This is a genomic window from Paenibacillus sp. FSL L8-0470 (assembly GCF_038008625.1).
GTDB lineage: Bacteria > Bacillota > Bacilli > Paenibacillales > Paenibacillaceae > Paenibacillus_AQ.
This window is the reverse complement of record NZ_JBBOZM010000001.1, coordinates 3,868,711-3,890,725: the sequence shown is the minus strand read 5'-3', so window position 1 is coordinate 3,890,725 and position 22,015 is coordinate 3,868,711. Positions and strand designations below refer to the sequence as shown.

The 22,015-nt window shown below is 44.1% G+C and carries 20 protein-coding genes, 1 pseudogene and 1 riboswitch; of the genes and pseudogenes, 4 read left to right on the top strand and 17 right to left on the bottom strand.

Annotated elements, in window-relative coordinates; translation table 11 throughout:
- Nucleotides 1-2 precede the first annotated feature (2 nt).
- On the bottom strand, nt 3-2,675 hold the full coding sequence (locus tag NST99_RS17535; protein WP_341093367.1) for a type I polyketide synthase: 2,673 nt from the start codon (nt 2,673-2,675) through the stop codon (nt 3-5).
- Nucleotides 2,676-3,072: 397 nt separating this feature from the next.
- On the opposite strand from NST99_RS17535, the gene NST99_RS17530 reads away from it, so the two are divergent.
- Entirely contained in the window at nt 3,073-3,756 is a 684-nt protein-coding gene (locus NST99_RS17530; protein WP_341093366.1) for a 4'-phosphopantetheinyl transferase family protein, read from the top strand.
- Nucleotides 3,757-4,012: 256 nt separating this feature from the next.
- On the opposite strand, the gene NST99_RS17525 is transcribed toward NST99_RS17530, so the two are convergent.
- The 15 genes from NST99_RS17525 to NST99_RS17455 form a co-directional block, all read right to left on the bottom strand.
- Nucleotides 4,013-4,465: a hypothetical protein gene (locus NST99_RS17525; protein WP_341093365.1), complete on the bottom strand. Its 453-nt coding sequence runs from the start codon at nt 4,463-4,465 to the stop codon at nt 4,013-4,015.
- A 308-nt stretch (nt 4,466-4,773) separates the two neighbouring features.
- Nucleotides 4,774-5,337 carry a hypothetical protein gene (locus NST99_RS17520; RefSeq protein WP_445744973.1) on the bottom strand — a complete coding sequence of 188 codons (564 nt, stop codon included), beginning with the start codon at nt 5,335-5,337 and terminating at the stop codon, nt 4,774-4,776.
- Nucleotides 5,338-5,457: 120 nt separating this feature from the next.
- On the bottom strand, nt 5,458-6,228 hold the full coding sequence (locus NST99_RS17515) for an ABC transporter permease (RefSeq protein WP_341093364.1): 771 nt from the start codon (nt 6,226-6,228) through the stop codon (nt 5,458-5,460).
- Complete coding sequence (locus tag NST99_RS17510) at nt 6,229-6,990, bottom strand: ABC transporter ATP-binding protein (protein ID WP_341093363.1); 762 nt, start codon at nt 6,988-6,990, stop codon at nt 6,229-6,231.
- Nucleotides 6,987-7,340 (bottom strand): DUF1048 domain-containing protein, encoded by a 354-nt coding sequence (locus NST99_RS17505; RefSeq protein ID WP_341093362.1) that lies wholly within the window; start codon nt 7,338-7,340, stop codon nt 6,987-6,989. The genes NST99_RS17510 and NST99_RS17505 overlap by 4 nt, the downstream gene beginning before the upstream one ends.
- 2 nt (nt 7,341-7,342) lie before the next feature.
- The gene (locus tag NST99_RS17500; protein ID WP_341093361.1) at nt 7,343-7,717 is read right to left on the bottom strand and encodes a DUF1048 domain-containing protein; all 375 of its coding nucleotides are present in this window, start codon (nt 7,715-7,717) and stop codon (nt 7,343-7,345) included.
- A gap of 5 nt (nt 7,718-7,722) precedes the next feature.
- The gene (locus NST99_RS17495) at nt 7,723-8,025 is read right to left on the bottom strand and encodes a PadR family transcriptional regulator (RefSeq protein WP_341097680.1); all 303 of its coding nucleotides are present in this window, start codon (nt 8,023-8,025) and stop codon (nt 7,723-7,725) included.
- Between the two features lie 430 nt (nt 8,026-8,455).
- Nucleotides 8,456-9,265, bottom strand: a complete 810-nt coding sequence (locus NST99_RS17490; protein WP_341093359.1) for an AAA family ATPase — start codon at nt 9,263-9,265, stop codon at nt 8,456-8,458.
- A 216-nt stretch (nt 9,266-9,481) separates the two neighbouring features.
- Complete coding sequence (locus NST99_RS17485; protein WP_341097679.1) at nt 9,482-12,106, bottom strand: ABC transporter permease; 2,625 nt, start codon at nt 12,104-12,106, stop codon at nt 9,482-9,484.
- Nucleotides 12,107-12,135: 29 nt separating this feature from the next.
- Nucleotides 12,136-12,822: an ABC transporter ATP-binding protein gene (locus NST99_RS17480; protein ID WP_341093358.1), complete on the bottom strand. Its 687-nt coding sequence runs from the start codon at nt 12,820-12,822 to the stop codon at nt 12,136-12,138.
- A gap of 87 nt (nt 12,823-12,909) precedes the next feature.
- Nucleotides 12,910-14,169: a HAMP domain-containing sensor histidine kinase gene (locus NST99_RS17475; protein WP_341093357.1), complete on the bottom strand. Its 1,260-nt coding sequence runs from the start codon at nt 14,167-14,169 to the stop codon at nt 12,910-12,912.
- Nucleotides 14,170-14,172: 3 nt separating this feature from the next.
- Complete coding sequence (locus NST99_RS17470) at nt 14,173-14,868, bottom strand: response regulator transcription factor (RefSeq protein WP_341093356.1); 696 nt, start codon at nt 14,866-14,868, stop codon at nt 14,173-14,175.
- Nucleotides 14,869-15,050: 182 nt separating this feature from the next.
- Nucleotides 15,051-15,239, bottom strand: a complete 189-nt coding sequence (locus tag NST99_RS17465; protein ID WP_341093355.1) for a hypothetical protein — start codon at nt 15,237-15,239, stop codon at nt 15,051-15,053.
- A 111-nt stretch (nt 15,240-15,350) separates the two neighbouring features.
- The gene (locus NST99_RS17460; RefSeq protein ID WP_341093354.1) at nt 15,351-16,772 is read right to left on the bottom strand and encodes a flotillin family protein; all 1,422 of its coding nucleotides are present in this window, start codon (nt 16,770-16,772) and stop codon (nt 15,351-15,353) included.
- Between the two features lie 22 nt (nt 16,773-16,794).
- Entirely contained in the window at nt 16,795-17,313 is a 519-nt protein-coding gene (locus NST99_RS17455; protein WP_341093353.1) for a hypothetical protein, read from the bottom strand.
- Between the two features lie 186 nt (nt 17,314-17,499).
- Nucleotides 17,500-17,687: riboswitch (cyclic di-AMP (ydaO/yuaA leader) on the bottom strand.
- Between the two features lie 320 nt (nt 17,688-18,007).
- Here NST99_RS17455 and NST99_RS17450 point away from each other — a divergent pair.
- Genes NST99_RS17450 through NST99_RS17440 form a run of 3 tightly spaced genes read left to right on the top strand, consistent with a single transcriptional unit; the run spans nt 18,008 to nt 21,699 of the window.
- Nucleotides 18,008-19,432 carry a spore germination protein gene (locus tag NST99_RS17450; protein ID WP_341093352.1) on the top strand — a complete coding sequence of 475 codons (1,425 nt, stop codon included), beginning with the start codon at nt 18,008-18,010 and terminating at the stop codon, nt 19,430-19,432.
- 36 nt (nt 19,433-19,468) lie between these two features.
- A complete protein-coding gene (locus NST99_RS17445) occupies nt 19,469-20,563 on the top strand; it encodes a GerAB/ArcD/ProY family transporter (RefSeq protein ID WP_341093351.1) in 1,095 nt (364 codons plus the stop codon).
- Nucleotides 20,560-21,699 (top strand): Ger(x)C family spore germination protein, encoded by a 1,140-nt coding sequence (locus tag NST99_RS17440; protein ID WP_341093350.1) that lies wholly within the window; start codon nt 20,560-20,562, stop codon nt 21,697-21,699. The genes NST99_RS17445 and NST99_RS17440 overlap by 4 nt, the downstream gene beginning before the upstream one ends.
- Nucleotides 21,700-21,737: 38 nt before the next feature.
- Here the strand turns inward: NST99_RS17440 and NST99_RS17435 are convergent.
- A pseudogene (locus NST99_RS17435) lies at nt 21,738-21,839 on the bottom strand (ABC transporter permease); the annotation flags it as partial.
- Nucleotides 21,840-22,015: the final 176 nt, after the last annotated feature.

Here is a 22,015-nt window from a genome sequence, read left to right as displayed (position 1 = left end):
TATCAGTGTCCGCCTTTCACAGATATAGAATTCAATCTCCAGGATTCAATGGATTCGGCTAATCGGGCTATCGTCTGCTGCTCCAAAAAAACTTCAAGTCTAAGCGTCACGCAAAACTGTTCACATATATGTGCATGCAAGGAAGCTGCCAGCAGCGAGTTGCCTCCCAGTTCATAATAATTGTCGTTGATTCCGATCGGGGACACCCCCAGATACAGCTCCCAAGCTGCAACCAAGTCCCGTTCAACCTCTGTTCTTGGTGCGATGTATCCATCCAACTGCTCTGGCCGCAAGTTGACGGGTTCCGAAATGGGCTGAAGCGGTCCGGTAGTATCAAGTGCAGAATCATCCCGATCCACCCAGCAGCGTGTTCTTTCAAATGGATAGGCAGGCAATTCAATGCGGCGGCGGCGTTCCCCTTGATAATAAGCCTTCCAATTGACGGGGCAGCCTTCCATCCAGACTTTGCCGAGAAGAAGGTAAACGCTCTTCCATTCGGTGGTTCCATGACTTTCCGAAGGTTCACCGAGATTCATATCAAGCACTAGCCGATCTTTTTCGTTCTTACTGCTGGTCTGTAATGAGGTTCCGTCTTCCAGGGCATCCGTCAGATACGCTGTCCAAAAATCGCTGTTGCTCCACTCCGTATGAGTCATCGGGCCCCTCCCCGGCGGTGCTGCGAGTGGAACCTTCATCGGCCCCGTTTTCAGACTGGAGACACGTTGCCGGTAGCTTCGGACAAAAGTACCCTGCGCCTCCCCCGAAGTTGCGAGTGCGGCCGTAAAGGAGCAGCCAAGATACAAAGCATCCGCATAAGTCAGGAGGCCACAGGCATAAGCGGCGGCAAATAAGCCACTGCCCGTACCCTGGCAGCCCGAGGGATGGATTCCCCAGCTCTCCCAGAGTTTGAATAAGGAGATCTGCACGGTTAATGCGTATGTGGCTTGTTCCTGCAATGCCGAATCTCCCTTGCCGGACCATTCCTCTGCCAGTTTCTTACCCTGCACGAAGTTGTTGTAGAATACCATTTCCTCAGCAATCCAACCCCCAAGCTCAGGAGCCTCGAAATTGGATAGATCCGGGAAGTGGAACAAGGGCATGCCCGCAAGATCGGGGTTATCTTTCTTCCCAGTCTCCCGTTCCATCCATTCCGTCTCACCTCCGCAGCCGTATAGCCAAATTGCCCGGTGCTCAAACAGCTTCCGTCCGGTTTGCAGTGTATAGGCTGCATCCGCTAACAGTTCTTCTGAAGCAGAGCTTAGAAATTGCTGCAAGGATTGCTTTTGCCTCTTGAGCGCCTCTGAACTTTTGGCGGAGAGGACGAACAATTTGCTACGCCGCAAGGAAGGTTCCTTCGGCAACACCGGCGCTTCTTGCAGGATAACATGTGCATTGGTACCTCCAAGCCCAAAGGAGCTGACCCCAGCAAGACGCCGCTGATTGGGGCTGCTCCACTCCAGCGGAACAGGATTCAGATAAAACGGGCTCTGGCCCGTCATTAACCTGTCATGTGGTGTATCTGCGTGAATAGCGGGTGGCAGTATCCTCTCTCGCAGGGCCATGACTGTCTTGATTAACCCAACAATACCTGCGGATGGCCCCGTATGACCGACGTTAGATTTAACCGAACCCAAAGCACAAAAAGCGTTTTTTTCAGTATGTCTGGCAAATACTTCATGTAGTGCCTCAAGCTCAATCGCATCTCCTAGAGGAGTGCCGGTACCATGTGCTTCTATGTAACAGATGTCCGCGGCGCTTACGCCGGCGTTCATCTGTGCGCGTTCAATAACCTGAATCTGACCTTTGACTGCGGGGGCTGCATATCCGGCTTTGAGGGCTCCGTCATTATTGACGGCTGAACCTTTAATAACGGCATGAATGGTGTCGCCATCCTCAAGGGCATCACTATATCGTTTCAGTACGACGCAACCTGCCCCGTCGCTGTACAATGTGCCGGTAGCCTGCTTATCGAACGCCCGGAGATGCCCATCAGCGGACAACAACCCGTTGTCCTGATAGTAATAGCCGTTGGCTTGGGGAATGCCGAGTGTTGCACCTCCACATACCATCATGTCACTGGAGTAAGTGAGCAGACTCTCACAAGCTAAATGTACAGCAACCAGCGAGCTGGAACAGGCAGACTGAACATTCAGCACTGGCCCGGTAAGGCCTAGCTTGTAAGCGGCCATCGTCGCCGCATGGTCTTTCTCACTTGCGATCTGCATTTGGAGTTCGGAGGCTGCTCGGTTGCCATTTAGAAGCGGCATAAGGTTGAACATTTGATAATAGTTCGCGTACACGCCCGCATACATCCCTATAAGACCTTCATAGGTTCCCGGATCATATCCCGCCGCCTCCAGCGCTTCCCAAGCCATCTCCAGAAGCAGACGATGCTGTGGGTCCATCAAGGACGCCTCTCTTATGTTGAAATTAAAGAAAGCAGCATCAAAGTTCTCAATGTTCCGAATGTTGGTGTTTGTGCGAATAAAGTTTTGCCTTCCCTCCGCAGAAGCAACTTCTGCTTTATCCTGCGAGGAAGTGTTTGCAACCACCTCTTCTCCACCCAGGATTGCTTCCCAGAACTGGGAAACGGTATCAATGCCAGGCAGACGGATGGAGAGGCCAATAATGGCAATATCCGCCTTATTATCTTCACATTCATTCTCCAATGACATGATATCACTCCCGTAATATTGCTTTTATTCAATATCATTGTAGTATTAAAACTAATTTTGACGACGTCTTGATAATACCAACTATACTATGAAAATATTTAAATAAATACCATTCTTTAGGACTATATAACAATAAAAATAATTATTTTAAATTAAAGTAAAATAACAGAATTGTGTATGTATCTGCAGCATTCGACGTCCTATTATGTCGTAATATGCCAGTAGTTTGATAATGTGCAAATTCCGGAAAGAGCTATTAGTACCAATTTAGATATGGAGTGAGTTCAAAATAATATGCTAGAATCGTATAGCTGTCCTGTTTAGAGAACGGACTTCATATTTCGCAACATTCACAATAACGAAAACAAATTAAAATCTCCTAAGACAGGTGTTGTTTATGTCCAAAATTCTTGCTTTTAAGCTCCCGGAGCAGCTAAGTCTGGAGAGCTATGCTTATTTTACAGCACAGGTATCGGAAGTCCGGCGCGCACGTCTCGCCCGGTTTTTCCATAAGGAAGATGCCTATCGTTCTTTATTTGGCGAGATACTGGTGCGGTACATCCTCTGCAGCCAGCTCGGTCAACGGAATGGCAAAATTCAATTCGAGGAGAATCCATTCGGCAAACCGGGGGTGTCTGGGCTGCCTGATTTTGAGTATAATGTGTCTCATTCAGGAGATTGGGTGTTGATGATCTGGGGAATGAATGAGGGTTCTCTCGGAGTAGATATTGAGCAGATACGGCCTATAGATATTCAAATAGCAGAGCGGTTTTTTTCTGTGGAGGAGCGAGAGGCGCTGCAAGGCAAGTCTGCCGGAGAGCGGCAGGATTTTTTTTATGACTTGTGGACCTTAAAGGAAAGCTATATCAAGGCGATTGGTACCGGGCTGTCCCGGCCGCTTGATTCATTTACGGTACAGCAGCGTGAAGATGGCAGCTTTAATCTGATCACGCAAGCGGAATCAATGTACTTACAGACTTATACTATAGCCCCAGACTACAAAGCCGCCGCTTGTTCAAGCTGCTGCAGCCTGCCGGAAGCTGCCACTTTTATTAAGCTCAGTGAGCTCTATGTGTGGTGAATGGATTTCATATTCCCATCACCTGTCCGGAGAATCTGTCCACTATCAAATGGACGAGATGAGCGGACAGTATTTTAGTAAAGAAGAAATGATCCGGATGGCTGAGCCATTTTTGAAATGAATCCTAACGATGCCACCAATGAATAATTAGACTGACACCAGAAGCCGAAACAGCGACAATAAAGGACGAGAAAATAAAATCCTAGACTGTCGCTGTTTTATTTAACTAACGTCTTAACGATCCTTCATTTTATTATTAGATTCGTTTCCAATTATTTTTCACAAAGACAATGACAATGACAATGACAAGGACTAGCAAGATTAAGCCGGCGGAATACCATAAAACTTTTTCCCAATCAAATCTGGAACCGGCATATTCACCCTCATAATTAGCTTTAATGAATGACCCATCATTTATCTTAATCGCAATTGCCTCATTTTTGTCCAAATCTTTGATATTATAATATTCAGTGCCCTTCGGATAGTAATTCGAAAAATTACCTGAGTATGTGCCTTCCTTGTCTGAAAATGATGTAACTTTGCCTATTATTGAACCGATTTGTTCCTTTTCCACTTGATTGTCAGAAATGATATAGGATTTCCCGTCGTTTACAACAAAATTGTATGCCCAATCCGCATGAATTGGCCAAATTGCAAAAAAAGTACTTGCCAGCCAGAGCGGAATTATCAAAAACAGAGATTTTCTCAAACTCTCCCCCCTTGTTTCTTCATTTAATCAGACGAAATTGAGAGCCATTTGCTCGCTCTGGTGATTTTCTATCGTACTCTCCCACTATTTCGTCCGTTGGGTATCACTTCGCCTTCTATTATAACAATGAACCGAAGCTAAAAAACCACAGCCTACAAAATTGCTTGTGCGGGTTGTGGTTTCTGCTTTTGTCTGCTGTTACTTTTTCCCCTGCACCTGCCGGGTAGGACCATAATTGACGGCCCCGGTGAAAAGAACATCTTCTGCGGACGGATAGTATTTCGGTATGTGTAAAATATAGGAGGGAATCAAACCGCCGCTGAAATACATAGTGAAGACCAATGCTGATAAAATAAAGTTTCTTCCCCCCATAGCCGCTTCTTCGTTAACGGATACGCTGCGCAAATGGTCAGGAACGCCGGAAATCCCGCGATCAAATCCAGAACATTCAGAACAAGCGTGTTCTTCTGTGCGCGATAGAAGCTGTCCTGCTGAAAAATAAACCGGAACACATCCAGTCCTACCCATTCGCTCCCTCCGATTCCTGCAAAAATGTTGTAATCCTGGAATGCCATAATCAAGCCATAGATGGGAGCATATTTAAAAATGGCAATGTACGACAGAGGCAGCAGCAAAAGGGCATACAGGATGGCATCTCTTTTTATTCTGAACCAAAAAGTATTTCTCTTTTTTATTACGACATGATTTCGTTGACTGTCTAAAACCGCTTTCATTTCTCTCATCCCAAGAAAATGTACTCCCTTAAATGAATTTTGTAATAACTTAAAATGTGGGAGGGCTACAGCAATTTTTTCTGAAGGATATGTTGATCTAATTAGGGGACTGTCGCATTCTCCTTTGCCGTCAATCATGTAGCTTAGGGAGTTATCATAAATAAAGAGCCGGCAACTGTGATTTCACTCACGGTTATCGGCTCTGCGTCTTAGCGTCTGGCTCTTTGATAACTGACATATTCAGTTCCTTTACATTGTTTAAGCCGCTTTCCGTTTGTATGTTCGCATTGCAAATAGATATGCGACGATCAATATCCCTAAGCACCACGCGAGTGCAACCCAAATGTCATTCCCGACAGGTTGCCCCGACAGGAGTGCGCGGATGGCTTCCACTATTGAAGTCACTGGCTGGTTCTCGGCAAAAACGCGGACAGCCGACGGCATTGATTCGGTAGGCACAAACGCCGAACTAATAAATGGAAGGAAGATAAGCGGGTAGGAAAAGGCGCCTGCGCCGTCCACCGATTTTGCGGACAGTCCGGCAATCGCCGCGATCCATGTCAAGGCCAGCGTAAACAGCGCAAGTATACCGGCCACGGCAAGCCATGACAATACTCCCGCCGGCGAGCGGAAACCCATAATGAGCGCTACAAGAATGATGACGGCAACCGAAATCGCATTGGACACCAATGAGGTCAGCACATGCCCCCACAGCGCGGCCGAACGTGCAATCGGCATGGAGTGGAACCGTTCGAAGATGCCGCTTTGCATATCCATAAACAGACGGTAAGCCGTATAGGCAATACCGCTTGCAATCGCAATCAGCAGGATGCCGGGCAACAGGTAATTTACATAGTTATCCGTGCCGGTTTGAATCGCGCCGCCGAACACATAAACGAACAGCAGCAGCATTGCGATCGGAGTGATGGTGACCGTGATGATGGTATCCATGCTGCGGAAAATATGGCGCATGGAACGTCCAAGCATAACGCTCATATCGCTGAAAAAGTGTTTCTTAATCGTTTCCATTTACTTTTCCTCCTTTTTGCCGATGATTGCGAGGAATATTTCCTCCAATGTGGGTTGTTTTTCAACATACACCACTTTTTCGGGCGGAAACAGCTTTTTCAGCTCCGCGAGGGTGCCGCTCGCAATAATCCTGCCCTCATGCAGAATGGCAATTTGATCTGCAAGCTGCTCAGCTTCTTCCAAATACTGTGTGGTCAGGAATACCGTCGTGCCATTATCCGCAAGCTCTTTGACTGTCTTCCAAACCTCGTTGCGTCCTTCGGGGTCAAGCCCGGTGGTCGGCTCGTCGAGAAAAATAAGCTGCGGTTTTCCCACAAGGCTCATGGCAATGTCGAGCCTGCGGCGCATACCGCCCGAATAAGTAGACACCTTGCGCTTGGCGGCTTCGTTCAGGCCGAAGCGGTTCAGTAAATCCTCCGCGATCTGAATCGGATTTGTCAGGTGTCGGAGCCTGGCAATCATGATCAGGTTTTCCCGCCCGGTCAATATCTCGTCCACGGCAGCAAACTGTCCTGTCAAGCTAATCGACTGACGTACATGGTCGGGCTTTGACGCGATGTCAAAGCCGTTTACGAAGGCAGTGCCTCCGTCCTGTTTAAGCAGCGTGGTGAGAATTTTAACAATCGTCGTTTTGCCCGCGCCGTTGGAGCCGAGCAGGGCAAAGATTTCGCCGCGCCGCGCCTCGAAATTCACTCCCTTTAGGACTTCCGTGGTCTTGTAGGATTTTTTTAAATCCTTTACTTGAATTGCGATGTCTTTCATTTAGAATCGTCCCCCCTTCCGAGTTTGTTCATCATGTCGCGGTTTAATTTATTGCGAAAGTTATCGGTCCACATTTTCGTGCCGCGCAGAAGCTCGTCGCAAAACCCGACAACATCTTCGCCCGTCACGTCGAGAACGTGTTTGCCGTCCGCCGCACTCGCTTCAAACAACTCGATCAATTCGTGCTGAATTTTCAACATATCAGAGCCGTCTCCTACTGCGAAACTCCACATGTATCCATGGATTTTTTCAAATACGAACCGATAGTCTTCAGGAAGCGCTTCTACCCTTGCCATTTGCTGCTTATACTCTTTTTTATCCCCGATCATTTTTTTGATAAGCTCCAGCATAGTTATTGCCCCTCCTTATTAAATTTTTCCATAATCTCTTTGTTTAGTTTTTCCCGCATTGTTTCGGTATTGGTAACCGACGCACGCATAAACTCATCAGAAAACTTGCCGACGTCACTGCCTATGACATCAAGAACCTGCCTGCCCTCTGCCGCACTTGCTTCAAATAAATCCACTAAGTCCTTAAACATCGTCAAGTCCGTAAATATCGTCATGTCACCGCCGCCTAGGGGGCCAACGCTAAACATATAATGTTGAATTTTGCGAAATGCAAACCGATAATCTTTCGGTAAGGCATCAACCCTCTTCATCATTTGTTTATAGGCCCGTTTTTCTTCCATATCGCCAATTATCAATTTTATGATCGAATCAAGCATTGTTCCTACTCCTCCTTTAATTGGTTGATTTTCGATGCAACAAATTGCCACTTTTCCCAAAACCTCCGCAGCTCCTCACGCCCCGCATCGTTGAGCGCAAAAAACTTTCGCGGAGGACCCATGTCGGAGGGTTTTTTGGTGGTATCCACCAGCTTGCTTTTTTCAAGCCGGATCAGGATGGTGTACACCGTTCCCTCCACAACATCTGTAAAGCCGAGGGCGTTCAGCCGCCGCGTGATTTCGTAGCCATAGGTTTCTTTGCGGCTTATTATTTCAAGGACACAGCCCTCAAGCACGCCTTTGAGCATTTCCGTCAGGTTTTCCAACACAATCCCCCTTGCTATTCTGTATGACTGGTATTAAGTATTACTTACTACCACTATATAGTAACACAAAGTAGTGGTTTGTCAATAGCGGTTGTTCGGATAATGCCGGTCTATATTTATAGTTTCCATTTCTATAACCACAAGATTCTTAGTTCTTCAAAATATTCCTTCGAAACTTTTATCATCGTCTCTAACTTCTGTCTGTTATCAAATTTTTAGCTATCCGATTCCCCCCTTCTATCAACCCTGATACGCAGACAGTAAAAAAACAACCGAGTATTAATCCCCAGTTGTTTTTTATCAATCATATGATATCCATTCATCAGATTCACTCAGAAATCAAGCTTACGGAGGAAGGTCTTAGAGCAAACCCTTCTCAGATGAAAAGCTACAATCTGTGTCTGTCCTACTCTCATTCAAACAATTGCTTATGCTTATTGAAAAACCGATAAAAAAATTGTACATTCTCTAGTTCAAACCACTCTGCTGTTTGAAGAGGTTTGGCATCCAGATTATAAGTTTTTGCATGTAATGTGCCTAAAACAAAGGGAGAATGCGTGGCAATAATAAATTGACTATCAAAATATCGTGCCAGCTCATTTATTTGTTCGGCCATCCGTATTTGATTGGCAGGAGAAAGTGACGTTTCCGGCTCGTCCAATAAATACAATTGCCCTGGTAGCAGATATTCCTCAAAAAACTGCATGGACGTTTCTCCGTTAGAGTATTTTTCTTGTGAAAATTGAATGTCCTCCAGCTTCTTTTTAAACGCATACGTAGCTTCATGTTGTGCCGCCTGAGCCTTGCTCATCCCTTTGTTAATCTGCTCATTTATTATTCCCTCACGCAGCACGGAAGATTGCTGTATCTTCTTGATCTCATATAAAATATCCTCTGATTTCAGATACCGGCTTCCTTTTGGAAGTTGCCTGATCTCATGCTCGTGCTCATCATGCCCAAGCTGATAGCTACTCAAATCAAGGAATCGCTGAGCATAAATACTATGCCCATAGCTTGTCATTCTTTCGGCCCCCGGAATTCCCAGCTTGTTGGATATTACATTGAGTAAAGTGGATTTTCCGCTCCCGTTATTGCCATACAACACAGTAATTCGATCAAACAAAAGTACTTCTCCAGCCAAGTGCTTAAATACATAATCAGGGTATATGTTGGGATTCCGATCCGTATAATCAGAAAGCTTAAAGCTTCTCAAATAAATCATTGCAGCACTCCTTCTACCTGGCTTATAGTATGAATTCTATTTTACCAGAAAAAAGACAATGTATTTTTTTCTAACGCTTTCGTTAGGACATTTGTAGTTAGGGATTCCTAAGACAGCTGTATTTTCAAAATACAGGCACCCCGTATGATAAAGGGTGCCTGTTTTAAATTCATTATTTATAGCTGGCTTTGTGTTACTATTTTTAACCAACCGATCCTAATTCTCGCTCCGGAGAGCATCTACGATATTTACTTTCTTCAACCTGTACATCGGACTAATTGTTGCGAGAAACGTTGTGATCAGCGAACCCGCGAAAGCGATCCCGATACTGGACCATGGGAACACCCACTCTGCATCTAAAGCACCGGTGAAGAGAAGATGTATTCCGTAATCCAGCGCTGTCCCTAGGATAGTTCCTATTACAGCGGCAAACAATCCATAAAATACGCTTTCTAAAATAATCATTTTCCTCACTTCCTTCTGCGTCATGCCGATGGCCTTGAGGGTTGCAAATTCATTCGTACGAAGAATTAAATTCGTGCTTACTGTATTGATAATGTTCAAGAAAGCAATTAGAACAATGACACCGATAAAACCGTAAAGCAAGATACTAAAAGTCTTTGCGTCGTTTTTAGCTTGAGCGACCTCTGCCACTCGATCATTGTAGTTAAAACCAGCGTCTTTCTCAGTTAATGATTTAAGATAGTCCGTTATAGGATGATTTGATATATCGGAATTAGCAAGGATAAAAATTCTAGAGTAAATATTGCTACCCATAATATTGGTGTATACTTGTGGGGTCGTAATGAATGTAACAATATGGCTACTAGTATATTCCTTTGATAACAAATCTTGATCGACGATTCCGGTCACTGTCACAGTTTGATATTCTTTATCACTTCCTTCAACTGTTCGAATTTTGATGTGATCTCCAACCTTAAATTGGGTTTGATCGAGAATTAGCTGTTTGCCTTCTTCTGTCATCATCTTTATTTTTTGTTGGACGATAACACCATTCTCTTGATCCATTTTCTCTTTGTCAATCTTCCCGGCCGTGAGCTTGGATTGCAGAGCATTTAAGCCATTGACTCCGTAGGACACAAGGAAATTATTATCTGTTCGATAACCTTCCCCTTCGTCAACGACGTATCGCTCCTTATGAAATCCATAATATTTGGGATTAATCTTATCTTTAGGGATGATTGCATCTACTTGATTACTGTAAAATTTGTAGGCTTGTTGAACAGCATCAAGCTTAGAAACATCCCGATACACAGTATTGTCTATTCGTTTTGAAGGACCATCATAGGAAAGCGAATAAGAATACTGCGCTCCTGAGAGCTGTGTTGTTCGCTGCATGAAATCAACCAAACCACTAAAGACAATAAATAAAATAATACTAATAATCATGGAAAAGGCTGTAATCCGAAAACGTTTCTTGTTCCGTTGCAAGTTTCTGCTGGCGAATTGCCCTACGATGCCAAACAGCTTATTAACGAACAGAGACTTTCTGACCTTAGTGATAGTTTCAACCTTCGTGCTTCCCACATTTTTCAGGGCTTCAAGAGGTGATACGCGAGCTGCTTGTTTAGCTGGTCCAACAGCGGAAAGGAATACGCTCAGCAAGCCCAATAAACCGGAGGAGATTAGAATCGGTACGGAAATGACCATTCTCATATCATGTAAAAAACCTAACGTTAACAAGCTGATATTGTAAAACAATATCTTCATAAAAAGAGTTCCCGTGAGAATCCCAATGGGTATGCCGATCAAGCTCAGCAGGGCCGCTTCTTGCATCACAATTTTGCGAATTTGGGCTGGTGTAGCTCCAATGCATCGTAACATACCGAATTGTGAAATCCGCTCCAGTACAGAAATATGAAAAATATTATAAATCATTGCAATCGTACAAATCATTATAATCGCAATGACAGCAGCGAATGATAGGATTAAGCTGTTATTCACACCTTCATAAATGCTTTTGCCATACAATCTAAGCAGCTCATTATTGTACTCAATTCTTACATTTTTAATATAGCTCTCCCTATCCAGTTGTATAGCAGAACCTTGTTCGACATCATTCAGCTGTAAAGAGGACATCAAATCTGCCGTCTTTTCTTTGATGTCATTCAAAGATTTCATTTTGACGTAAATAAAGTAATTTTTGTTGTTATCGATGTTTTTGTTATCATCGAAAGTAATTGCAGGAAAGATGTATCTGGAAGACCAGCTCCCTGTGCTTAAGGGCTTCATAAAGCCTACAACAGTATATTCTTTTTGGGATTGTGCTTGGAAGGCTTCGTCGAGATCCCAACCAAAATCGCCAAGTCCGCTTATCTTCTTGTCTTCACCCGTTGACGATACCTTCCGGATTCCAAGGTTTAGCGTAATCGTTTCACCAAGCTTTGGTTTTTTTGAAAAATAACTTAAACTCGATGTGGAGAGGATAATTTCATCCGAATTTTCCGGGTGGCGGCCCGAGTCTAGCTGTGACTGAAGCATTTGCATTGCATTCGCATCATATCGCTTGACATTCAGGTACCGGTAGGGTGCGGCAAACGGATCTTCCTTCTTTTCCTTCTCCTTTGACGCCCTAATAACAGCATATCCTTCTCTACTGATGACGCCTGCACTTTTTACGGTAGCATTGTTTTTGACTTTTGGGACCGCTTCTCCCGAAATACCATTGAGAGAGACGTGATAATCTCCGAAGTCCCGCAGGGTTTGTCTGACTGACTTATCCCAATAGCTCATCCCAATTGTACCAATGGATGTAAGCAGCGTAACCGACAAGATTATACCGAAGATCGTAAGCAGCGATCTTTTTTTCTGTCCCTTCAAGTACTTTCCGGTGAGAGCTGTGTAGCTTTTCAACGTTCACTCACCTCATTTGGCTGTAGAAGGACTCCGTCTTCAATTCTTACGACTCGATCTGCGATTTTAGCAATATTCAAATCGTGCGTGATCATGATTAAGGTCTGATTATATTTTTTAACGGAAAACGTAAGTAAATCCATAATGTCCTTGCTGCTTTTACTGTCTAGATTTCCGGTAGGTTCATCTGCCAAAATAATCGACGGTTTATTAATTAACGCACGCCCAATCGCCGTTCTTTGCTGCTGTCCGCCTGACAATTCGGATGGAAGATGATGTCTTCGCTCAGTCAGACCTAATATACCCATTAATTCCTGGACATACTTATCATCTACCCTTTTGTTCTCCAATAGCATTGGTAATTTGATGTTTTCCTCTGTAGATAGGACCGGGATCAGATTGTAGGATTGAAAAATAAATCCTATTTTCCGTCTTCGGAATATAGCGAGCTCCTCTTCACTTTTGGTATAAAGATCCGTACCAGCGATGATGACTTGTCCACTAGACGGGCGGTCCACTCCACCTAGGAGATGCATTAAGGTGCTTTTTCCTGACCCGCTGGCTCCTACAATGGCAACAAATTCTCCCTGCTGAACGGAGAAATTGACATTTTTTAAAGCTTCAACCTTTGCCTCTGCACTTCCATAGGTTTTGCATAAATTAATCGTTTTTAGTATTTCCACCTGTTTGCCTCCTGAGCTAATGTGCCTCTTTGTATGTTTGTTATTATAAAGATCGAAGCTTACATTACAGTGAAGAGGAAGCTTACGTTATTGTAAGCTTCCTCCACTATCCCAGGTATTAAACGAAACTCTAAATTCTGTTCCTAGCCCTAACTGACTTACAACGGTGATCATCCCCCCTTGTTCTTCAATAATGGACTTGGATAAGGACAAGCCAATGCCAAGACTTTGCGGCTTTGTCGTGTTTCTCCCTCTATAAAATCGTTCAAAAATGTGAGGCAAATCTTCTGGGGAAATGCCTTCTCCTTGATCTCGAATGATTACTGTCTGAAATAATGAATTTTTTTCTAAAGTAACATCAATTCCGCCCTCTAGTGGCGTATGTTCCAGTGCATTTTTAATCAAATTAATCAAGGCTTCTGTTAGCCATTCTTCATCCGCCCAAACATACATATCTTCTCCACCATGAAGGTGAATCTTCTGCTTCCTTTGCTCGGATAACATTCGCAACGAATGTACAGCATGATCGATCATTGCTCTTACTCGAACTCGTTCTATCTGGAACGTTATTGCTCCGGCTTCGACCCGTGCCAGCTTCAGTAAACTGATAATCAGCCATTCCATTCGCTCTAGTTGTTGACGGCTTCGATCCAGAAATTTCGTTCTCATTTCTTCCTTCATATGAGGATCATTCAGCAAATTTTCATTAAAAACGATGAGGGATGCAAGCGGCGTTTTGAGCTGATGCGAAATATCGGAAAGCAGGTTTCGTAGAAACGATTTCTCTTGTTGGAGTTGCCGAAGACTGTTGTGTAACCTTTCGGCCATCGCGTTAAAGTTTCGTCCTAGTGCACCAAAGTCGCCTTCATCCTTCTCCGGAAGCGGTTGATCAAACTGATGTTCAACAACTTGCTCCGCTGCAAAGGTTATGGTTCGGATCTTATCAAATATTTTGCGGTATTCCCATCCCAATAACAGCAGAAACGGAATACTAAAAAGCAAAACGTGAGCTGCCGTTTTCATGGGTAAGGCGGTATCCGAGAGTACAGGTTGATTGTTTACGGGCATATCATCTTTGTATGCATATTGAGCCAGGCTGCGTTTTCCCTCTTCGATTTCATCTTCTTGTGCACCCTGAGTGATAAAATGGATAATTTCATTTTCTAGTTGTGGAGCTTGCTTCAAAACATAACCAATCAATGCAGCATTCTGATTAACCACGGCCTTATTGATCTGACTGACTTGATAACTCATATAAAAGAACATGATTACTGCTAACATAACTTGTAATACGATCGCTTTAACAGTAATAGACTTCCACTCTGGATTACGGAAGAATTCATTCATGGTTTATCTCCCTACAACATCTGCATTCCATTTATATCCGACTCCTCGAACGGTAATGATGTATCTCGGTACAGCAGGAACATCCTCGATCTTCTCTCTTAACCTTCTAATATGAACCGAAAGGGTGTTGTTATCAATGAATTCTCCTGACATATCCCACAGACTGTTAAGAATGATACTTCTGCTGCAAATTTGCTTAGGGTGAGTCATTAACATTAATAGCAATCGATATTCCAGCCCCGTCAATAAAAGTTCCTGATTGTATTTAAGAACAGTTCCTTCTAGAACTCGAACTTCAATATCGTTGGATATCCATCTATTCGCTTCATCCGTGGGCTTATGATTGCGCCTTAAAACGGCTTTTATTCTAGAGAGAAGTTCTTTGGTACGGAGCGGTTTGGTCATATAATCATCTGCACCCAAATCAAGTCCAGCAACAACATTTGTCTCCTCATCCAAAGCTGTCAGGAATATGATCGGAACCTGGGATAATGTACGGATTTCCCTACACAGGTCATACCCTGAACCATCAGGTAAATTTATATCCAACAAGATTAAATCGACTGTGTCTGTTTTCAATACCTTCCTTGCTTCTTCCAAGCTACCGGCAATAACAACGGTATATCCTTCACTCGTTAAAGTATAATCAATACCGAACACCAAATTATCATCATCTTCAACCATTAAAATTCGATTCATTGAGCACCTCAGTTTAATTCAAGAAAGTTTTTAAAGTTAAGCTACACCCTTTTTTCACTGTATCATGAAAGATATCTATCACAAAGCTGTTTCGTGGAAAATTTATTTAAGGTAACTCTGGTTCATCCATTAGACAACGAAAAGCCGATCCAGAAAAGGATCGGCTTATTTTTATAGCTTTATCAATCACGTTTGTTCTCAACAGATTTCATACGGTTTTGATCGTCAGGCACCCGGTCAGTACTGAACTCCTGCCCTGCTTCTAACTCACCGTGGCCGCAAACACTTCGGGAAAAATTTGTGAACTGCCTTTTTTGCTCATCCATTTCGTGTTTTCGCTTAAGAAGCTCCTGCGGATCCTGATTTGTCATAATTAACCTCCTAGGAAATCAAAATAAGTCTCCAAAAACGGAATCATGCTGTTTATTCGGACTACAGAAGTTTTCCATAATAGAGAGGTGCTTATGCAAGGAAATTTAGAATTATTGCTCTTTATCCCGGCCGAGTAGCCCGCTGAGAGCCTCTGTCACGTTCATACCGGTAAGCGTCTGTGTCAATTCAGGAACCTGGGCCATGATTTTGGCGATATCGCCGGTAATTTTGTTTATGCCGGATGAAGCTCCATCCTGGGAAATCACTGTAATCTTATCGACCTTGGCCAGCGGGGAAGCGATTTTATCAGCCAGCTCTGGCAGAACCTTCAAGAATTCCACTATAAGGGCGGCTTGCGTGAACTGTTTGTACGCTTCAGCTTTCTTCTCCAGTGCCCCCGCTTCCGCTGCTCCGGCCAGCTGAACATTTTCCGCGTTGGCTTTTCCCTTCGCCAGTTCTGCTTCCGCTGTTGCCAGCCCCCGTTTGGTCATTGTGGCCGCCTCTGCTTCAGCCTCAAGAATTTTCCGCTGCTTAGCCGCTTCCGCTCTCATGATCGTAGCCTGGTTCTCCGCCTCAGCAGGCTTGATCACCGTGGCCTCCAGCTCCTTCTGTCTCAGCTCAACTTCGATTTCCCGGACGGTCCTATTGGCCTCCGCTTCCATCTGCGTAATCTTGACCTGTTCGGTAACCAGCGACTGCTTAATTTTGTTCTGCTGCAATTCGTACGCAAGATCCGCCTGTGCTTTTTTCACTTCAGTTTCCAGCTTAAAGTCTGCCTGCTTAATGTTCAAATCCTTCTCGAACAGAGATTCCTTGGCGCGGGCTGCGGTTCCAGCTTCAATGGTAGCCTGATGTGCATTGGCTTTGGCAATGGCGGATTCCTTCTCCGCCTCGGCTTGTTTGATCTGAATGTCGCGTTCTGCTTCCGCCTTGGCGATGCTGGCATCGCGGCGGATGCGCTCAATTTCCGGAACCCCCATATTGTCGATATACCCTTTGTCGTCAGTAATTTTCTTAATGGTGAAGCTGACTACCTCAAGCCCCATCTTGTCGAGGTCTTCCGAGCAGGTCTCCCGCATCTTGCTGTTGATTTCGTCAGGTGTCTTTAGAATGGATTCTACCGTTAATTGTCCGATCAAGCCGCGCAAATGGCCTTCCACCGAATGCAGGATAATCGTCTCACGGTCCTCTTCCGGCCTGTCGATAAACTGCTCACTGGCAGTAAGTATAGCGGTAGGATCGCTTTTAATCTTAATCTGGGCTACCGCCTCCAGGTTGAGCTTGATGCCCTGCCGGGAGAACATTGCCTGCGCTGGGATGACATCGAAGCTCATCAGCATCATAGAGATGGTCTTATTGTTCTGGAAGCCGGGAATGACGAACGTCCCGCCGCCCTGAACCACTCTTTTTCCGCCGAGGCCGAATACAATCATCGCCTGATTGGGCGGAACCTTTTTATAAGCGTTCACGATACTGAACAAAGCCAGCAGGATAACAACAACAATTGCCGAGATTAAATAAAGAATAACCATTTGGTTCGACACTCCCCGTTAGTTATAATTGTTCGTTTTCCCTCTCGAAGAGGGTGACTACCGCTAATCCTTTATCCACCTTCAAAATAATCACCCTGTCACCCTTGGCGAGCTGCTGGCCGGTTTCTGCCCGTACTCCAATGGAACGCATCGTTCCATGCAGCACGTATTTCATCTCTCCCACTGCTCCATCCCCTGCAGAAATGCTGATGTACCCGAGTTGTCCCGCCTGCTCATAATCCATTTTATTCATGCTACTGTCATACCGAGTCATCACCCGGGCCAGCACCGCATATATCAGACAGCCCAGCAGCAAGGCAACCCCGGTGCAGATCAGCACCACTGCAAGTATATTCATTCCGCTGAACCGGGTAAGCACATAACCACTGCCGCCCCAGACCGTGACAAACACCATTAGAGGGAGTATGGGCACAAAGCCCGGACCACCAGCATCGCCACCTCCCACATGCAGATGACCGGCCAGGCCATGCCCATGAAATCCGCCGCTAAGGAGAAGCAGCAATCCAACCCAGAAGCACACGATAAATACAGTAACGATACCAATCCCCCCCTTTAAAGGATTTTAGATAGTGCCTAATCACTCTGAATTTCGTTGTTATAAGATTTCTAAACTCTCATATAGATCGTTTTCCCTTTCTGCATGCGCAGCAAAAAGACCACAGAAGCGTCAGGGCTCTCCGTGGTCGGTTAATCGATCATGGCGCTCATCCTCTCTCTTCGAGGCTTACGGGGTTAGCTGACGGATTCGGGCAGCGAGATTGCCCTACCTTGTAAGAAGCGGCTTTTCAGCACGCAGCAAGGATTCACCCCAAGTGAGCGGCAGCTATCTGAGCAAAAGCCACATTCACCATTGGTTCCCCCGTTCCCATTATCGGAATTCAGCCATTTGAGAACAGTTATATTACATTCGGTTGTTGATTTGAATCTTACGCCTGTGACCATTTAATGTAAAACGTTGCGGATGGCAAATGAAGCCCAAAATGCCACCACTTCGCGAATGAATGCGCATTCTATGGTATTACTCTTAAGCGATCGATGATTTGCTCATTTTTGCTCCACTTCATGTCCTTAGGAAAACAAAACAGAAACGTCTGCTGGCTCAACATCATCCCCAATATTCTTCTATATCGCACATTAAAGTTCCCGTCAGGAATATTCTGCAAATCATTCGGGAACGTTAACCGCAAAACTAATCGAAAGTTGAGCGCCTTATAATGACTAACCAAACTCAGACCTCATCTCCTTCTGTAGATCAAAACTCCGATTATATCGAAGCAGCACTATTCTATACAAGTGACCTCAAAAAAAGAAGCTTATCCTTTCAGGGAAGGGAAGGGTTGGTCTTTTATCTGGAGTCCCTCACTGACACGGAATTGATTGAACGGAACGTGATTGTTCCTTTTAGCCGTAATCAGGACAAAGACCTTTCTGAGCTTTTCACAACACTTAGTTTCAGTTTGGAAACAGAACTAAACCAAGGCATTCAGGGACTTCTTGAAGGAAGCTGTCTTTATTTTTTAGAAGGAATGTCTGAATTTTATGTCCTCTTCACTCCTGCCAAATATGAACGAAGCATTAGCGAACCTGAGAATGAAGGGGTTATTCGGGGACCTCACAACGGTTTTATTGAACAGATGAAGGTTAACTTATACCTGATTCGGAAACAAATCGCCTCCCCAAACCTTATTGTCCGCTACTTCACACTTGGGAAATTCGCCCCCAAGCAGGTAGGCTTAGTCTATATGGAGAATATGGCCAACCCAGAATTGATAAAAATTGTAGAATCAAGGATAAAGAAAATTTCGCTCGATTGGATAATCTCCACTGGCTTTATTCAGGAATTAACGGAGGATAACTCCTTCTCCATATTTCCACAACTAATCAATACGGAGCGTCCGGACCATACCTCAGCTTATTTGCTGGATGGATATGTGGCTATACTGCTGGATGGGGACCCTACAGCTCTGATTTTGCCGGCGAGCTTTTTCAGCTTTTATCAGACACCGGATGACTATAACAATCGATGGATGATCGCTTCTTTTGTCCGGTTTATCCGTCTGATCGGCTTTGTAACAGCATTTCAGTTGCCAGCGCTCTACATTGCCACCGTTTCTTTCCACTCCAATGTCCTTCCCTTGCAATTGTTCTTTTCGATTCAAGGTTTATTGACCCGGGTCCCTTTCCCTCCGCTGATTGAAGCGATGCTGCTTGAACTTATATTCGAACTGCTACGGGAAGCAGGACTACGTCTGCCCAGTCGTGTAGGTCAAACTATTGGGATTGTTGGGGGGTTGGTTATCGGGGATGCAATTGTTAAGGCGGGATTGGTTTCTTATTCGATGATTATTGTTGTTGCGTTGACTGCCATTGCATCTTTTCTTATCCCTTCCAACGAAATGAGCTCTGCTATCCGGTTTATGCGGTTTCCATTGATGATTGCTGCCTCATTATTCGGATATATTGGGATATCATTTGGGTTAACACTCATTTTCATACATTTGTGCAAGCTAGAATCGTTTGGGCAAACCTACCTGAGACCATTAAGTCCGTTGAAATTTCAAGGCCTGAAAGATACCTTCGTACGCTTTCCAATTTGGTCCATCCGAAAGAGTTCAAGCAACCCAAAAACGGATAAATGATCATTAATCTACATAGTACTTACAGGAGTTGATACGGTGGCTCAAAAAGAAAAAATGATCACAAGGGGACAACTCTTCCTTTTTATTATTCAAGCCCAAATCGGTGTTGGTATTCTGTCTCTTCCTAACAAACTTAACGAAACTGCCAAAGGTGGAGGTGGACTTTCTGTTTTAGTTGCAGGGGTTATTACCCAACTTGTCATCATTCTTCTGTGGGTCCTGCTGAAGAAATTCCCCGGACTTAACCTATTCGGTATTTGCATGAAACTTGCAGGCCCGATTATTGGCAGTCTATTGATTATTCTGTATATTGGTTACTTTATTCTGCTTGGCTCTAATATTATGCTTAGTGCCGTTGAGGTGCTCCGGAGATGGATGCTGCAAACTACGCCAAGATGGGCTGTACTAGGTCTTTTTTCTATCATGACACTCTATCTTGCAAGAGAAAAGCTGACTGTATTAGCAAGATTTTATACATTGGCTTCCGTGCTTTTTATTCCACTATTTTTATTTATCATTTATGGATTAACTCAAGCCCATCTGGAAAATATGTTACCGCTATTGGAAAAAGGCTTCTGGAATATCGTAAGAGGAGCAAAGGAAACAACCATATCTATGTATGGTTTCGAATTAATGCTGATCATCTACCCGCTGTCTGAAGGTACAGATAAACAAAAATTGATAACAGTCAGTCTCTCTAACTTGTTTGTGACCCTATTCTATTTCTTTGTGGTCTCTACCTGTCTGATGTTCTTTAACTCCGAGCAAATCAAAATGATTCCCGAACCGGTCATTTATTTAATGAAATCTCTAAGCTTTTTCATTATAGACCGTGCAGATATCTTGTTTTTGCCGATCTGGGCCATAACCCTTGTATGTTCTATCGTAAGCTATTGCTATGCAGCGTCCATGGGGCTCAGTGCTTTACTGAGACGAAAAAGCCATCGGAATTTTACTCCATTTGTGAAAATCACTACATTTATAATCGCGCTTGCGCCAGTAACTTCTGTTGGCATTCATCTACTGGATACAGCCTCTACATATGCTGCCTATTTCTTTATTGGTGGGCTCCCGCTGGTAATGTTAATCATTTCTCTAATGATAAAGAGAAAAGGAAGTGGCCTTGCATGAGATGGTACGTGAAATTAGGAAAGGTTATGCTATCGGTGCTGATTATTCTTTCCCCCCTCAGCCTCACCGGATGCTGGGACCGGGAATATTTGAAAGACTTACATCTAGCCTACAGTGCGGGGTTTGATGTAACTGAAAATGGAATGATAAAAGAAACTGTGGAATTAATCATTCCGCCTGATATTGAGCAAAAATCCACTACGAACGAAATTCATACGAGTTATGGACATAACCTGCGTAGTGCCAGCAATGAGATGCGTAATCGGGTGAGGGGAAACATAAGATTTCTTAAAAATGGTTTTCAATTACTTGGAAAGTCAGTGGCAAAGCAAGGCCTTTACTCTAATTTGGATGTGAACTTTAGGGATCCAACCAACCCGACATCCAACGTTAGGGTAATTATAGCCGAAGGAAATGCCTCCGACATTCTTGAACAAAAGATGGTTGGGGAATTAAAGATTGGCGATTTCATTACACAAAAGATTGAAAGTCTTGAGGAAATGAGTGTATTTCCAAAAGAAACGTTAGATACCGTGTTCCGGTTCCTGAAGGATCCTGGACAGGACTTTGCTCTTCCCTATATAGCTATAGAAGGCAATGAGATTATCACGAAAGGATTGGCCCTCTTTAATGATCAGTATTATAGTGGGATGACGAACCCGGATCAGTCAATCTTACTAGTCCTACTGATGGGGCAAAAGGGAAAAAATGCGCGATTTACAAAGAAAATTGATCTGGGCTATCCGGATAATATACAGGAGTACATTACCATTAATGTAGGTTTGAAAAAAGTGAAACGGAAATTCAAGGTATCGGTTTCTGCTGACGAAAGTGTTGAAGTCAATTTGGAATTAAAACTTCAAGCCGTCGTAGAAGAGTTTCCCGGAGAGCGTTTGCTAAAAGAAAAAGATCTTCAAAAAATAAATCAAGCATTTTCGGAAATTCTCACAAAGGAAGCTGAATCGGTTGTGGAAGAAGTCCAAAAGGCTAACTGTGATATCTTTGGTGTGGGGAGAAAGCTTATTGCTTATCATCACAATGTCTGGAAGGAGAAAAATTGGTCTAAGGATTATCGTAAAGTACGATTCCATCCTAAAGTAGAGATTAAAATTGTAGATACCGGCATTCTTGAGTAAAAGAGATGTTACCAACCTTCTAAGGTGAATAGCTGCTAAAAACGCACGGCTATGACCGGATTGGCTCCAGAAATAATCATCCCGGTCATCATCCCGGGCAGTTGTACAAGCCCCACCTTCATGCCGTCAATCGTTGGAATCCTTGGAGGACAATCATTCTGTCTTCTACTTTTATTTCTTCTGAAGGCGGCTCACTGGTGTGGGTTGCTACACATCGGATTTGGAAGAAGGATGGAAGTCACTGGAATTAACATTGCTACTATTACAAGCAGATAAAAGGAAAATAATAAAAAGTATTATTAGTACATAACCAATC

What these genes read in the sequence shown, in the direction of transcription:
- NST99_RS17535 (WP_341093367.1), bottom strand. Translation starts at nt 2,675, where the DNA reads ATGTCATTGGAGAATGAATGTGAAGATAATAAGGCGGATATTGCCATT.
- NST99_RS17530 (WP_341093366.1), top strand. Translation starts at nt 3,073, where the DNA reads ATGTCCAAAATTCTTGCTTTTAAGCTCCCGGAGCAGCTAAGTCTGGAG.
- NST99_RS17520 (WP_445744973.1), bottom strand. Translation starts at nt 5,337, where the DNA reads ATGATTGACGGCAAAGGAGAATGCGACAGTCCCCTAATTAGATCAACA.
- NST99_RS17515 (WP_341093364.1), bottom strand. Translation starts at nt 6,228, where the DNA reads ATGGAAACGATTAAGAAACACTTTTTCAGCGATATGAGCGTTATGCTT.
- NST99_RS17510 (WP_341093363.1), bottom strand. Translation starts at nt 6,990, where the DNA reads ATGAAAGACATCGCAATTCAAGTAAAGGATTTAAAAAAATCCTACAAG.
- NST99_RS17505 (WP_341093362.1), bottom strand. Translation starts at nt 7,340, where the DNA reads ATGCTGGAGCTTATCAAAAAAATGATCGGGGATAAAAAAGAGTATAAG.
- NST99_RS17500 (WP_341093361.1), bottom strand. Translation starts at nt 7,717, where the DNA reads ATGCTTGATTCGATCATAAAATTGATAATTGGCGATATGGAAGAAAAA.
- NST99_RS17495 (WP_341097680.1), bottom strand. Translation starts at nt 8,025, where the DNA reads ATGCTCAAAGGCGTGCTTGAGGGCTGTGTCCTTGAAATAATAAGCCGC.
- NST99_RS17490 (WP_341093359.1), bottom strand. Translation starts at nt 9,265, where the DNA reads ATGATTTATTTGAGAAGCTTTAAGCTTTCTGATTATACGGATCGGAAT.
- NST99_RS17475 (WP_341093357.1), bottom strand. Translation starts at nt 14,169, where the DNA reads ATGAATGAATTCTTCCGTAATCCAGAGTGGAAGTCTATTACTGTTAAA.
- NST99_RS17470 (WP_341093356.1), bottom strand. Translation starts at nt 14,868, where the DNA reads ATGAATCGAATTTTAATGGTTGAAGATGATGATAATTTGGTGTTCGGT.
- NST99_RS17465 (WP_341093355.1), bottom strand. Translation starts at nt 15,239, where the DNA reads ATGACAAATCAGGATCCGCAGGAGCTTCTTAAGCGAAAACACGAAATG.
- NST99_RS17460 (WP_341093354.1), bottom strand. Translation starts at nt 16,772, where the DNA reads ATGGTTATTCTTTATTTAATCTCGGCAATTGTTGTTGTTATCCTGCTG.
- NST99_RS17450 (WP_341093352.1), top strand. Translation starts at nt 18,008, where the DNA reads ATGACTAACCAAACTCAGACCTCATCTCCTTCTGTAGATCAAAACTCC.
- NST99_RS17440 (WP_341093350.1), top strand. Translation starts at nt 20,560, where the DNA reads ATGAGATGGTACGTGAAATTAGGAAAGGTTATGCTATCGGTGCTGATT.